The 13,131-nt window shown below is 65.8% G+C and carries 13 protein-coding genes and 1 tRNA gene; 8 read left to right on the forward strand and 6 right to left on the reverse strand.

The window, feature by feature from the left end:
* Positions 1–1,137: a lycopene beta-cyclase CrtY gene (gene crtY / locus IC614_RS09240; protein ID WP_200971042.1), complete on the reverse strand. Its 1,137-nt coding sequence runs from the start codon at positions 1,135–1,137 to the stop codon at positions 1–3.
* Between the two features lies 1 nt (position 1,138).
* Entirely contained in the window at positions 1,139–1,723 is a 585-nt protein-coding gene (locus IC614_RS09245; RefSeq protein ID WP_226372620.1) for a hypothetical protein, read from the reverse strand.
* 71 nt (positions 1,724–1,794) lie between these two features.
* Between IC614_RS09245 and IC614_RS09250 the strand changes: the two genes are divergently transcribed.
* Positions 1,795–2,550, forward strand: a complete 756-nt coding sequence (locus IC614_RS09250; protein WP_200971043.1) for a sterol desaturase family protein — start codon at positions 1,795–1,797, stop codon at positions 2,548–2,550.
* A complete protein-coding gene (locus IC614_RS09255) occupies positions 2,516–2,941 on the forward strand; it encodes a DUF2141 domain-containing protein (RefSeq protein ID WP_200971044.1) in 426 nt (141 codons plus the stop codon). The genes IC614_RS09250 and IC614_RS09255 overlap by 35 nt, the downstream gene beginning before the upstream one ends.
* A gap of 9 nt (positions 2,942–2,950) precedes the next feature.
* Here the strand turns inward: IC614_RS09255 and IC614_RS09260 are convergent, their stop codons facing one another.
* Positions 2,951–4,249, reverse strand: coding sequence for a hypothetical protein (locus IC614_RS09260; protein ID WP_226372621.1), 1,299 nt, complete (start codon positions 4,247–4,249; stop codon positions 2,951–2,953).
* 15 nt (positions 4,250–4,264) lie between these two features.
* Positions 4,265–4,339: transfer RNA gene (locus IC614_RS09265), tRNA-Gly, on the reverse strand.
* A 163-nt stretch (positions 4,340–4,502) separates the two neighbouring features.
* On the opposite strand from IC614_RS09265, the gene IC614_RS09270 reads away from it, so the two are divergent.
* Positions 4,503–5,414: a tetratricopeptide repeat protein gene (locus IC614_RS09270; protein ID WP_200971045.1), complete on the forward strand. Its 912-nt coding sequence runs from the start codon at positions 4,503–4,505 to the stop codon at positions 5,412–5,414.
* Positions 5,411–6,046 (forward strand): LON peptidase substrate-binding domain-containing protein, encoded by a 636-nt coding sequence (locus tag IC614_RS09275; RefSeq protein ID WP_200971046.1) that lies wholly within the window; start codon positions 5,411–5,413, stop codon positions 6,044–6,046. The genes IC614_RS09270 and IC614_RS09275 overlap by 4 nt, the downstream gene beginning before the upstream one ends.
* Positions 6,047–6,060: 14 nt before the next feature.
* Here IC614_RS09275 and IC614_RS09280 read toward each other — a convergent pair whose 3' ends face one another.
* Complete coding sequence (locus tag IC614_RS09280; RefSeq protein ID WP_200971047.1) at positions 6,061–7,269, reverse strand: FAD-dependent monooxygenase; 1,209 nt, start codon at positions 7,267–7,269, stop codon at positions 6,061–6,063.
* Between the two features lie 104 nt (positions 7,270–7,373).
* Between IC614_RS09280 and IC614_RS09285 the strand changes: the two genes are divergently transcribed.
* The 4 genes from IC614_RS09285 (at position 7,374) to ribA (ending at position 12,465) form a co-directional block, all read left to right on the forward strand.
* Positions 7,374–9,680 carry a DNA translocase FtsK gene (locus IC614_RS09285; protein WP_200971048.1) on the forward strand — a complete coding sequence of 769 codons (2,307 nt, stop codon included), beginning with the start codon at positions 7,374–7,376 and terminating at the stop codon, positions 9,678–9,680.
* Between the two features lie 78 nt (positions 9,681–9,758).
* A complete protein-coding gene (locus tag IC614_RS09290) occupies positions 9,759–10,373 on the forward strand; it encodes a LolA family protein (RefSeq protein WP_200971049.1) in 615 nt (204 codons plus the stop codon).
* Positions 10,374–10,585: 212 nt separating this feature from the next.
* Complete coding sequence (locus IC614_RS12360) at positions 10,586–11,380, forward strand: exodeoxyribonuclease III (protein ID WP_226372775.1); 795 nt, start codon at positions 10,586–10,588, stop codon at positions 11,378–11,380.
* A complete protein-coding gene (gene ribA / locus IC614_RS09295) occupies positions 11,377–12,465 on the forward strand; it encodes a GTP cyclohydrolase II (protein WP_226372622.1) in 1,089 nt (362 codons plus the stop codon). The genes IC614_RS12360 and ribA overlap by 4 nt, the downstream gene beginning before the upstream one ends.
* On the opposite strand, the gene IC614_RS09300 is transcribed toward ribA, so the two are convergent.
* On the reverse strand, positions 12,462–13,130 hold the full coding sequence (locus tag IC614_RS09300; protein WP_200971051.1) for a YggS family pyridoxal phosphate-dependent enzyme: 669 nt from the start codon (positions 13,128–13,130) through the stop codon (positions 12,462–12,464). The two genes, ribA and IC614_RS09300, sit on opposite strands and share 4 nt — an antisense overlap.
* Position 13,131 lies beyond the last annotated feature (1 nt).

Genomic DNA, 13,131 nt, shown 5'->3' on the forward strand with positions numbered 1-13,131 from the left:
TCATAATGCCTTCATCGCCTTCATGATTGAAACGGGAGGACGGCCGCTCAACGTGCGGACCTTGTCGAGGAGGGTGGTGCGTCCGGCGTAGAAACGGCCGATCAATGCCGGATCGAGCCGGTAGAAATGCTGGAGCACCCTGTAGCGTTCGGACGGCGGGGCGGCGCGGAACAGCATGCGGTTCAACAAGCGGTAAAAGCCGCGCTGCCGCCAGAGCCGATCGGCTTCTTTGCGGAAAATAGTATGAAGCGCCGCGCTGCCGAAATCCTGTTGGCGCGCGAGAAGAGCGGCATTGCGCACCGCATCCGGAAGCGAATAGCCGGTGGTCGGATGAAAGAAGCCGCCGCGCAGGCCAAGACGCGCGACCGGCACACCTTCCCACAGGTCCGCGATCCTGCCGCCCATGGCGACGGGCAGCACGCCCGATTCCTCGCCGATGATGCGCGCCGCGCGCCACCCCCGATCCGCGGCATAAGCATCGATGCGGGCGGCGATTTCACCACGGTCGAGATCGGACGACAGGCTATAATAGGTGTCTTCGACCAGCATCGTGCAGTCGGTGAAAGGCAGGGAATAGACGAAACGATAGCCGTCCGCCTGATCGACGCAGGCGTCCATGATGATTGGCCGGTCCAGCCCATGCGGGGTGTCAAAGGCATAGATGCGCCCGGCGAATTTCTGCCAGCCAAGGTCGAGGCTGTCGAGATTGGCGGCGCCGCGCGCGTCGATCACGCCGGCGGCATCGATCCGTTCTCCGCCGTCCAGCACGATATGATCGGCGGCAATCGCCGCGATCGGCGCGCCGAGACGAAGCTGATCGGGCCGGAGCCGTTCACGGATCGCGGCGTCGAGGCGGTCCGACGTGATGCTGTTATAGCCGAAGGGCAGAGTCCGCCGCCGCTTTGGAAAAATGACGTCATGGCGGCTCCAGCGCGCATGGATCAGGGAATCAATCAGCCAGCGATCCTCCGCCGTCACGTCGCCGTCGAAAAAGGACCAGGTGTGATTGCCGCCGATCCGATCCTCACCCTCGACGAGGAGAAAGGGAACGTCCGGCCGCCGCTGGGCAAGCGCCAGCGCCGCGAGCGCGCCCGCGAGCCCGCCGCCCGCGATGACGAGGCGTCCCCCGCCCGCCATGTCAGGGCGCGGCGGTCAGGGTGCCGCCATCCTCTCCCAATGGCGGCTCGACGCGCGCCTCATTCCCGGCCTTGACGGCGATCAGGAAGGATTTCGGCTTTTTCATGAGTTTCGGGTCGAACGTGACGTCAAGGCCCACCGCCTGCGCCAATTCCCCGACGAAGTGAACGCAATTGGCCCGGTTCAGATTGTAGGAGGGCTGCGCGGCGTTGCGCCACCTTTCCACCACCGCCATCAATGCATGATAGCGTTCGTCCGGCAGCGTCACCGTGAAATGCCGCTTGCTGTGCCTGACGTATGCCTGTGTTTCGACCTGCACCTTGCCGGAGACCGAACCCGCGAGAATGGCGGGGCTCAGCGTCTTGGCGGTAAAGCCGTAAGCCGTGTCGACGGTCTCGCCGGTTGCATCGACAACGCCCTTCAGGCTGACGAAGGCATGGGGAAAGGTTGCCCCCAGATCGCGGGAATGGAACGTGACCTTCACTTCCGCCGGCGCAGCGGCCGGCAGCAGGAACAGGATGGCGAGGAACAGCCGGACCGCCGGCCTGAAACCCTGGATCACGAAAAACTCCAGCTTCTGACGCACGCTTGGCTATTGCGGCATGGGGCGCGACTTTTCAACTGTCTGGCGCGGCGGCGATCGGCTAATGAAAGCGGATGGATGCGCTTCCCGCCCTTCTCCTCTCCGCGCTCGCCATGACCTTGATCGTGGGGGGGCGCTATTTGGTGGTGAGCGGCGGCTTCGCAATGCTGACGGCGTGGCGCTTTCCCGGCCTGTACGGCGGACAACGGCGACAGATCGACCGGGAAATCCGCTGGTCGCTGGCGAGCGCCGCCATTTACGGCGTTCCGGCGGGGATCGCGGCTTGGGGCTGGCAGGCGCGGGGGTGGACGCAAATCTACACCGATGCCGGGGCCTATCCGGTTTGGTGGATCCCCCTCTCCATCCTCCTCTACCTCTTTCTCCACGACAGCTGGTTCTATTGGACCCACCGCTGGATGCACCGCCCGAAGCTGTTCCGCGTCGCGCACAAGGTGCATCACGACAGCCGTCCGCCGACCGCCTGGGCGGCGATGAGCTTCCACCCGATCGAGGCGCTGACCGGCGCGGTGGTGATCCCCGCCCTCGTCTTCCTGATCCCCATTCATGCCGGCGCCTTGCTCGCCGTCCTGCTCGTCATGACGGTGATGGGCGTCACCAATCACATGGGGTGGGAGATGTTTCCGCAATGGCTGGTTCAGGGTCGCGCGGGCAAATGGCTGATCACGGCCAGCCACCATCATCGCCATCACCGCGAATATAAGTGCAATTACGGCCTCTATTTCCGTTTCTGGGACCGCCTGTGCGGGACCGACAAGGGCCTTGGGGAATTCGATCATGCGTCTCGCGATCCTCGCGCTTCTCGCGCCTAGCCTCGCCGCCGCGGCACCGGCGGGCAGCGACCTCACCGTCCGCTTCGAAAATTTGCGGAGCGGCAAAGGGAGCGTGCGCGTCTGCCTGACCCAGAACGCCCGCTACTTTCCCGACTGCAAGGACGATCCCGCCGCCCGCAAGATGCTGATTCCGGCAAGGGATGGCATCGCGCATTTCCGCGGCATCCCGCCCGGCCAATATGCGCTGTCCGCCTTTCATGACGAAAACGGCAATGGGAAGCTCGACAAGATGGCCATCATGCCGCGCGAAGGCTTCGGTTTTTCCCGCAATCCCGTCATCCGCTTCGGCCCGCCCAAATATGACGATGCCCGTTTTTCGGTGGGTGCCGGGCAGAGCGAGCAGAAGGTGAAGCTTCGCTACATGCTGTAAGCGCGCCGCTCATTCGTGCAGCAGGCGCCAGCCTTCCGGCAGGAAATCCGTCGACATGTAATAATAGAAGTTGCAGGTGCCGTCCTTGCGGTAGCTGGCGCCTTTCACGATGCCGAAAGCGATAGTGCCGTTGAAAACCGGCGCGCCGCTGTCGCCGCCTTTGCACACCGGACCGGCAACCGTCACCCAAGTCGGCGCGCACGGGCCGCCGCATAGATCGCCCGATGGCGCGAAATCGGTATATTCCACCTCGGCGCAACTGTAGCCGGTTGTCTCCCCGCGATGGCAGACCACGTCGCCCGCCCGCATGCTCGCGCGGTTGCGCCAGCTCGTCACCGGGCGGATCACGCTTTTCGCGCTGTCCGCATAGAAAAGGGGCTTGAGCGGCGTGGCGCTGAGATGGACCTGAACGTCGCGATAGCTCCACCCCCATTGGCCTTTAAAGGCCAGGGATGTGGCACCGCCGTCCGTGCCGATCACGGAGATATCGTCCGGGCAATGGGCGGCGGTGACGATGCCATGACTGATGCCGTCGGTCACGGCGAAGCCCGCGGTGCAGGTATAGCGCCTGCCGTCCGCCACGCCCACGAGCCGCGCTCCGCCTTCGACGGACAGATCCTCCTGTCGGTCCACGGCCATGAACCGCACCGGAACCCCGGTCAGCGCCTCCAGCCTCGCCTGCATGCCGGCGGCGCGATAATCGTCCGCATCTGCACCGCTCACCGCGACGACCAGCGCGCCAGTGCGCGGATCGTGGCCGAGGCCCGGCGGATTGCGCAGCATGGCGCGGATCGCCGCCTGATCCCGGCGGATCGAGGCGACCACCTGCTCCTGCGTCGCGGCGGCGCCGGTGCGGAAGAGGACGGGCACGTCCGTGCCTGCAGCCTTGATCAGCCGGTCCGGCACAGCCTCTTCACCGGTCAGAAGGACGACGATCCGGAACGCCGGGCGGTGCTCGAGAGCCATGCCGGCGAACCGGCCGCGATACTCCTCCCTGATCCGGTCGGTGGTCGCCACGCTGTCTTCCTGCGCGCGAAGCCGCTGGAGCGCTTCGGCATGGGAAACGCCATAACGCGCGGCATAATCGCGCGCGTCCTGCGCCAACGCCTCGAACGCGTTCATCAGTTTCCCGCTTTGGGAGGCAAAAACCGCGGGCGCGGGCGCATCCTGCGCGCGAGCAAAGGCGGGCGCGAGCATCAAGAGCCCCACCGCCAATCCTTTCAAATATCCGCCAAGTCCTGCCGCCACCGGCATGCGATGGCAAATCGCCGCGAAACGCAGGCTGAACGAAGGAATGAATGGAGGCAAGAAAATGCTGAAAACTGGAGCGGGCGAAGGGATTCGAACCCTCGACCCCAACCTTGGCAAGGTTGTGCTCTACCCCTGAGCTACGCCCGCTCTGGCGGAGCCGTTTCTTGTCGAACGGCTCGGGTGCCGGGCTGCTAGCAGGGAGTCAGGCGGGCGGCAAGCCCCTTTCCTTTTCTTGGATCGAGGCTTGGCAGGAGGCGGGCCGATCCCACATAGAAGCCCGAGCCTGCCGGCGGATGTGAAGAGGATGAATATGGCGACCCTGGGGATGAGCGCAGCGGACAAGGAGGCTCTGGACGCTTTCAAGCGCGACGTAGTCGATCCGTCGATGACGTCCCTCGTGATTCTCGATTTCTGGGCGGAATGGTGCGGCCCGTGCAAGCAATTGGCGCCTGTCCTCGACAAGATCGCCGCCGATTATGCGGCCAGGGGCGTGAGGCTCGTCAAGATCAACGTCGAAGAGAATCGCGCCATCGCCGCCCAGTTCCGGGTGCAGTCCATACCCACCCTTTATGCCGTGTTCCAGGGCCAGATCGTCGCCGACCTGACGCCCGCGCGCACGGAAGGGCAGCTGACCCGCGCGATCGACCAGATCCTTGCCCAGCTTCCGGTCGAGGGCGAAGCGCAGCAGGCCGAGGCGCAGATCGCGCCGCTGATCGCCATGGGCGAGGAAGTGCTGGCGGGTGGCGACGCGCCGCGCGCCGTTTCCATTTTCCGGCAGATCGCCGACATGGCGCCCGACAATGTCGAGGCGATGGCGGGCCTGGTTCGCGCGCTGGCCGCCGATGGGGCGCTCGACGAGGCGCGTGCCGTTCTGGCGGCCATGCCCGAAGCGGCGGCGAACGATCCGGCCGTCGGGCGGGCGAAATCGGCGCTCGACCTCGCCGCAGCAGGCCAGTCCGGCGCGGAAAGCGGGGCGCTTCAGGCGCGAGTCGCCGCCGATCCGGCGGATTTCGAGGCGCGATACGATCTTGCCGGCTTGCTGATGAATGCCGGCGAGCGCGATGCCGCTGCCGACCAATTGTTCGAAATCATCGCCCGCGACCGCGATTGGAACGAGGGTGCCGCGCGCAAGCGGCTGCTGCAATTCCTGGACGTCGTCGGTCTCGAGGATCCTTGGGCGGGGGCACAGAGACGGCGGCTGTCCGCCATCCTGTTCACATGAGCGGCGAGCCGTTCCGCGTTCCCGTTTTCCCGCTTGCGGGCGCGGTGCTGTTTCCCCGCAGCCAGTTGCCGCTCCATATTTTCGAGCCGTGCTACCGGGCAATGACGAAGGATGCGCTGGACGGCGAAGGGCTGATCGCCATGGTCCAGCCGCGCGAGACCGGCGATCGCCCGGCCCTGTTCGATATCGGCTGCCTCGGCCAGATCGTCGATTCCGAAGCGCTGGACGACGGGCGCTTCAACATCGTGCTGGAAGGGGTGAAACGCTTCCGCATCCTGCGCGAGATACCGGTCGAGACTCCTTACCGCCAGATCGAGATCGACATGGCGCCGTTCGTCCGCGACGACGAGGAAGCCGAAGCGCTGGCGAGCATCCAGCGCGCCAGCCTGGAGCGCGAGGCGCGGCGCTATGCCGAGGCGTTGGGTTATGCGGTGGACTGGAATGCGGTCAGCCGCCTGGATGACGAAATGCTGGTGAACGGCATTGCACAGATCGCGCCGCTCGACGTCGGATCGAAACAGGCGTTGCTGGAAGCCGATACCATCGCGGAGCGCGGCGACCTCCTAGCCCAGTTCATGCAATTCCAAGTGCTGGTTCCCGGCGGCGCGGACATGCCGGAGACGATGCAATAATCAGGATATGACCATCAAATGGCGAGGCCGCGCAGCAGGAGCGGCAAATCGCCGCTTTCGCCACGCGCTTCGGCCATCAGCCGGTTCTTCAGCGGCCCGGCGCGGTGGACGATCCCCATGCCGAAGCGGCGCACCGCGGACGCGGCCTTGCCCGGCACCCCGTAGAGGCGGGTGAGGAGATCGGTCGATGCCGCGACCATGAAGGTGTCGAGGCTCCGCCAGCGCGCATAGCGATCGAGCAATTGCGCATCGCCTAGATCGAGGCCAAGGCGCGCGCCCTCCACCAGTACCTGCGCCAATGCGGCGGCGTCGCGGAAGCCGAGATTGAGGCCTTGGCCCGCAATCGGATGGATGCCATGCGCGGCATCGCCGGCCAGCGCCAGCCGCTCGCCCGTGATGGTCGCGGCATGGTGGAAGCCGAGCGGGTAGCTCGAGCGCGGACCCGCGAGCGCGATCGGCCCAAGAAAACCGCCCATCCTTTTCTCGATCTCCGCCACGATGGCGCGATCGGACAAGCCCAGGGTCGCGGGCGCGTCGGCGGCTGGAATCGACCAGACGATGGCGGAGCGGGTGCCGGGCAGCATCGGCAGAATCGCGAATGGCCCATCGGGATAAAAGATTTCATAGGCGATGTTGCCGTGCGGGCGATCGTGCGTGATCGTCTGGATGATCGCGACATGGTCGTAGCGCCAGCGCGCCACCGGGATTTGCGCCGCCTCGCGGGTCGGCGAATTCCGGCCCTCCGCCCCGACGAGCAGCGGTGCTTCTAGGAGGCGCCCATCCTCCAGCGCGACGCGCACACCCGTCCCGTCGCGCACCACCGCGCCGGGGCGCGTGCGCGAAAGAAAATGAAGGTTCGGCGCGGCCCTTGCCGCTTCGTGAAGCGCGGCCCGAATCAGCCGGTTTTCGAACATCATGCCAAGCGGGTCGTCGCCTTGGGGGGGATCGAAGGTGAGGCCGCCGGGCGCAAGGCCGTCGCTGACCTCGATCGCCCGGATCGGGCAGCCATGCCCTTCCAGCCGTTCGGCCACGCCGATCGCTTGCAGCATGCGGTAGGAGGACGAAGACACCGCCGTCGCGCGGCCATCATAGACCGGCGAGATGGACGTTTCCGGATCGGCGGGATCGACGACCAGGCTCGACACGCCGTGCCTGTCGAGAGCGATGGCGAGGGTCAGGCCGACCAGCCCGCCGCCAAGAATGATCACATCCGCGCGTTCCATTCATCTGAAATAGTCCCGGACGCGGCAAGAACCAAGCGTCTCGCGCCTTGACCTGGGAGTCCGCGGGAGCGCATGGTAAATAAGCGGAACATTTGGGGGCCATTATGGCGGCATCGGTAGCGCGCAACGGGCGGATCGCCCGCATCGGCGACGGCATGAAACGGGGGGCACGGCGCACCGGCGCGGTGCTGGCCGGGGGGAGCGTGGCAATTCTCTCGTTGCTCCTCGCAAGCGCCCTGATCAGCTACCGGCCGAGCGATCCTTCGCTCAATACCGCCGCCGGCGGCCCGGTCGGCAATTGGGCGGCAGCGCCGGGGGCTTACGCATCCGATTTGCTGCTCAGCCTGTTCGGCCTCCCGGCTGGGCTGATCGTGCCGATCCTCCTCCTTGCCGGTTTGCGCACCGCCCGCGGCGCCGTTCCCGGACGGCGCCTAAGGGCGGGGCTGTTCACACTTTTCGGCATCGTGCTCATCGGGACGGCGGCCGCGCTCATATCGGGCGGCGCGATCAACGGGCTGCCCGCCGGATGGGGTGGCGCGACCGGCTTGTCGCTTGCCGCCTTCGTCGACATGGGCCTCGCCGCCATTCGCGAGCCGAGCTTCACCGAGCCTTTCCGAATCGTGCTGATCGGCCTGTTCGCATTGACCGGCTTGGCCCTGTGGTTTTTCGGCCTCGACCTCCGTCCTGAGGAGAAAAGCTGGATGGCCGGAAGACGGCGCAAGACCTTCCGCTCCGCCGTTGCCGATTACGAAGATGACGATCTCTTCGAAGAGCCGGAAGAGCGCACTCCGGTGGCGCCGCCCCCGCCGAACCGCACCGTCATCAACGACCGGCCGCAATCCCCCAACAGCGGCAAGCGCCCGCAACGCGAGCGACAGACGTCGCTGGCGCTGGGCGATTCCTATGCGTTGCCGACGCTCGACCTGCTCAATCCGCCGCCGCCGCCGGTCAACAATGCGCTCGACAAAGCGAGCCTGGAGCGCAACGCCCGCCTCCTCGAAACGGTGCTTGAGGACTTTTCGGTCAAGGGAGAGATCGTTGAGGTGCGCCCCGGCCCCGTCGTCACCATGTACGAACTGGAACCGGCGAGCGGGATCAAGGCGAGCCGCGTCATCCAGCTGGCCGACGACATCGCGCGCAACATGTCCGCTTTGTCCGCCCGCGTCGCGACCATTCCGGGCCGCACCGTGATCGGCATTGAGCTCCCCAACGCCAAGCGCGAGACGGTGTCGCTGTCTGAGCTGATCGCGAGCGATGCGTTCGAGAACCAGCAGGCTTCGCTGCCGCTCATCCTCGGCAAGAATATCGCGGGCGACCCGGTCGTCGCGGATCTGGCGCCGATGCCCCATTTGCTCGTCGCGGGCACGACCGGGTCGGGCAAGTCGGTCGGGCTCAACTGCATGATCCTTTCGCTCCTTTACCGGCTGACCCCGGATGAGTGCCGGATGATCATGATCGATCCCAAGATGCTGGAGCTCAGCATCTATGACGATATCCCCCACCTCCTCTCGCCGGTCGTGACCGAGCCGGCCAAGGCGATCCGCGCCCTCAAATGGACGGTCGAGCAGATGGAGGAACGCTACCGGATGATGGCGTCGGTCGGTGTCCGTTCCCTCGCCAGCTTCAACCAGAAGGTGCGCGAGGCGAAGGGAAAGGGCCAAGCGCTCGGCCGCCGCGTCCAAACCGGCTACGACCCCGAAACCGGCCAGCCCAAATATGAGAATGAGGAGCTGGATTTCGACATCCTGCCGCAGATCGTCGTGGTGGTGGACGAACTCGCCGACCTGATGATGACGGCGGGCAAGGAAGTCGAATTTCTGATCCAACGCCTGGCCCAGAAGGCGCGCGCGGCGGGCATCCACCTCATCATGGCGACGCAGCGTCCGTCCGTCGACGTCATCACCGGCGTCATCAAGGCCAATCTGCCGACCCGCATCTCCTTCTCCGTCACCTCGAAGATCGATTCGCGTACGATCTTGGGTGAACAGGGCGCCGAGCAGCTGCTGGGCAAGGGCGACATGCTCTACATGCCCGGCGGCAAGCAGATCGCGCGCGTCCACGGCCCCTTCGTGTCCGACGAGGAAGTGCGCGCCGTCGCCGACCATTGGCGGGCGCAGGGCACGCCGGACTATATCCAAGCGGTGACCGAGGAACCGGCGGACGGCGGGTATATGTTCGAAGGCCAGCCGACCGGCGACGACGATCCCGAGGCGCAACTTTACCGCAAGGCCGTGCAGACGGTCGCCGAGAGCCAGAAGGCGTCGACCAGCTATATCCAGCGCCAGCTTCGCATCGGCTATAACAGCGCCGCGCGGCTCATCGAGCGGATGGAGAAGGACGGCATCGTGTCCTCCCCCGATCATGTCGGGCGGCGCGAAGTTCTGATCGATGCCGAGGGGCACGCCATCTGAACGATTGGGAACCCGCAGGTTCAGTAGGCATTCAAGCCTGAAACCCTATCTTCTCTGCAAACAGCTACGGAGACTTTCATGCCGCGTTTCACAACGCTTGCCCTTGCCGCCGCGCCCATCGCCCTTGTCGCGATGGCGCCCGCGACCGCGCAGACGTCCGGCCTGTCGCAGGTCCAAGCGCATTTGAAGGCGGTCAACACGATGACCGCCGCATTCAGTCAGTCGAGCCGGGGGCAGACCCTGACCGGCACCTTGTCGCTGAAGCGCCCGGGCAAGATCCGGTTTCAATATCAAAAGGGCGTGCCGATGCTGATCGTCGGCGACGGCCGCCGCCTCACCATGGTCGATTATGAGGTGAAGCAGGTGCAGAGCTGGCCGATCGGCGGATCGCCGCTCGCCGTCTTGCTCGACCCCAACAAGGATTTGTCCAAGGTCGCCAAGGTGACGCGCAACGACGGCCAGGTCATCCTGGTCCAGGCGCGCGACCCGAAAAAGCCGGAATTTGGCACCATCACCCTTTCTTTCGCCAAGGTGGCGAGCGCGCCGGGCGGCTTGCTGTTGAGCGGTTGGACGACGCGGGACGCGCAGAACAACAATACGACGGTGCGCCTGTCAAACCACCGCTTCAACGTGAACGTCGCCGACAGCCTGTTCCGCTACGCCGACCCGCGGAAGCGCGGGCCGAAAGGTTAACGCGTTCATCGCGCCGACAGGTTCGGCTTTCTATATCCCAAGACGCAATTGCGGGTTTCCGCGCCGGGTTTACCCCCTGTTGCCCGGCAGGGAGCCTGCAATTGACCTCGCGGAACCTCCGCGTTTGGTAGGCCCCTGCTCCAAGCCCCCGGAGTGGGGGCCTTTCCATGTCCATCGACAGTCTTCGCACCGAACGCTACAGCCGCTTTTCCATGGCCCCGAACCTCAAGATCGCATCCTGGAACATCAATTCGGTCCGCGCACGGATCGGCATCGTCGAGCGCTTCCTGATCGAGGAGCAGCCGGACATTTTGTGCCTCCAGGAAACCAAGGTGATGGACGGGGACTTCCCGCGCGCCGCCTTCCACCGCCTCGGCTACAAGCATATCATGCTGTGCGGCCAGCGCATGCACCATGGCGTGGCGATCATTTCCAAGCTGCCGATCGAGGCGGACCACCGCCACGACTGGCAGGACAATGGCGAGGCGCGGCATCTGGGCGTGAACCTCGCCTGCGGGATCCGGCTTGAGAATGTCTATATTCCGGCGGGCGGCGACATTCCGGACCGCGATCTCAACCCGAAATTCGGCCAGAAGCTCGACTTCATCGAACGGATGACGCGCTGGTCGGAGACGTGCGACCGCCCCACCATCCTCGTCGGCGACTTCAACGTCGCGCCGCTCGAATGCGACGTGTGGAGCCACAAGCAGCTGCTGAACGTCGTCAGCCATACGCCGGTCGAGGTCGACGCGCTGAACCGCCTCCAGGCGGCGGGCGACTGGGTCGACCTTGGCCGCCATTTCTTCCCGGCGCCGGGACGGCTTCACACCTGGTGGAGCTATCGCTCGCCCGACTGGACGAAGAACGACCGGGGCCGCCGCCTCGACCATATGTGGGCGTCGAAGGAGGTCGCGGCGCTCGCCGTCGCGCACAAGGTGCACGAGCCGTGCCGGAGCTGGGAACGGCCATCCGACCACGTCCCGCTTGTCACCGAGTTCGTCGTGTGACGAAGGAACGGCAGGTCGCGCGGGCGGTGGACGCGCTGCGGCGCGGCTGGCCGGTGCGGGTGGACGGCCTTTATATTCTCGCCATCGAGACGGCGGATGAAGCGGGTCTTGCCGCCTTCGACGGGGACCGGCCCGCCGATATCCTGATTTCGGGCAACCGCGCCGCGACGCTGAAACTTACCAATCAACGAGAAGGCACGCCGACCGGGCCGGTGCGGATCGCCCGCGCGCCATGGATCGATTTGGCCGAGGCCACGGCGATTGCCGACCCGGCGCTCGATCTTGCGACGCCGCTGAAAGGCCCGTTCCAGACGATGCCCCCGATGTTGGCGGATGTTGACGCCGTGCGCGCGGAAGATGGCGGACCGGCGGCCGATGCCGCCTCTGCGGCCATCCGGCTGGCACGCCTCGCCGGGCTGCTGCCGGCATTGTTCGTCAGCGAAACAGCCGAGACGGAACTGACCGTGGCGGCAGCGGACATAGCGTCCCATCGCGAATCCGATACGCTCGTCGTCGCATCGCGCGCGCGGCTGCCGGTCGCGGCGGCGGAGAAAGCAGAGATCGTCGCCTTCCGCTCCACGGGCGACGCCGCCGAACATGTCGCCTTGCTGATCGGCAGCCCGGACGGCCGCCCGCCGCTCGTCCGCCTGCACAGCGAATGCCTGACCGGCGACGTGCTGGGGTCACTCAAATGCGATTGCGGCCCGCAATTGAGCGGCGCGCTGGACGCGATCCGCGCCGCGGGCTGGGGCATCCTCCTCTATCTGCGCCAGGAAGGGCGGGGCATCGGCCTGGTCAACAAGCTCCGCGCCTATGCGCTGCAGGATCAAGGGTTCGACACGGTCGACGCCAACCTCCGCCTCGGCTTCGGCGACGACGAGCGCGATTTCGGCGTCGCGGCGCGGATGTTGACGCTCCTGTCGCAAGACAAGGTCCGGCTGCTCACCAACAATCCGCGCAAGGCGGCGGCGCTGGAAGCGGAAGGCATTGCCGTCGTCGAACGCGTGCCCCTGCAAATTGCCGCCAACCCGCATAACGAAGCCTATCTCGCCGCGAAACGCGACAGGAGCGGCCACCAGCTTTAGGCGCGTTCCCCGAAGAGGGCGGTGCCGACCCTCACATGGGTGGCGCCGATCATGATCGCCGTTTCGAAATCGCTGGACATGCCCATGCTGAGCCCGTCGAGCCCATGGTCTTTGGCGAGCTTCGCCAGCAAGGCAAAATAAGGCGCGGGCTCGACAGCGGCGGGCGGAATGCACATCAGCCCCGCGATAGGCAGGCCGCATTCGCGCGCGAACGTCAGGAGTTCGGGGAGCTGGTCGACGGCGCAGCCGCCCTTTTGCGGCTCGGCGCCGATATTGACCTGAATGAAGCAGCCGGGGCGGCGTCCGAACCGGTCCATCGCCTTGGCGAGAGCCTCGACCAGCGACGGGCGGTCGACGCTATGGATGGCGTCGAACAGGGCCACGGCCTCGTCCGCCTTGTTCGATTGCAGCTGGCCGACGAGGTGCAGCGCGACATCCGAATGTTCGGCGCGCAGGGCGGGCCATTTATCCGCCGCTTCCTGAACGCGATTTTCGCCGAAGATACGGTGCCCGGCATCCAGCAACGGGCGAATCTCCTCCACGCCCTTCGTCTTGGAGACGGCGATCAGGGTCACCTCTTCGGGCTTGCGCCCGGCGCGCTTCGCGGATTTCAGGATCGTTGCGCGCACGGCGCCAAGGCGAGCTTCGGGAGATGCGCTGGTCATG

The sequence above is a fragment of the Sphingosinicella flava genome, assembly GCF_016025255.1.
Taxonomy (GTDB): domain Bacteria; phylum Pseudomonadota; class Alphaproteobacteria; order Sphingomonadales; family Sphingomonadaceae; genus Allosphingosinicella; species Allosphingosinicella flava.

Bases quoted from the DNA above. Each gene is read 5' to 3' on its own strand.
- crtY (WP_200971042.1), bottom strand. From the start codon at position 1,137: ATGGCGGGCGGGGGACGCCTCGTCATCGCGGGCGGCGGGCTCGCGGGC.
- IC614_RS09250 (WP_200971043.1), top strand. From the start codon at position 1,795: ATGGATGCGCTTCCCGCCCTTCTCCTCTCCGCGCTCGCCATGACCTTG.
- IC614_RS09275 (WP_200971046.1), top strand. From the start codon at position 5,411: ATGAGCGGCGAGCCGTTCCGCGTTCCCGTTTTCCCGCTTGCGGGCGCG.
- IC614_RS09255 (WP_200971044.1), top strand. From the start codon at position 2,516: ATGCGTCTCGCGATCCTCGCGCTTCTCGCGCCTAGCCTCGCCGCCGCG.
- IC614_RS09290 (WP_200971049.1), top strand. From the start codon at position 9,759: ATGCCGCGTTTCACAACGCTTGCCCTTGCCGCCGCGCCCATCGCCCTT.
- IC614_RS09270 (WP_200971045.1), top strand. From the start codon at position 4,503: ATGGCGACCCTGGGGATGAGCGCAGCGGACAAGGAGGCTCTGGACGCT.
- IC614_RS09280 (WP_200971047.1), bottom strand. From the start codon at position 7,269: ATGGAACGCGCGGATGTGATCATTCTTGGCGGCGGGCTGGTCGGCCTG.
- IC614_RS09285 (WP_200971048.1), top strand. From the start codon at position 7,374: ATGGCGGCATCGGTAGCGCGCAACGGGCGGATCGCCCGCATCGGCGAC.
- IC614_RS12360 (WP_226372775.1), top strand. From the start codon at position 10,586: ATGGCCCCGAACCTCAAGATCGCATCCTGGAACATCAATTCGGTCCGC.
- IC614_RS09300 (WP_200971051.1), bottom strand. From the start codon at position 13,130: ATGACCAGCGCATCTCCCGAAGCTCGCCTTGGCGCCGTGCGCGCAACG.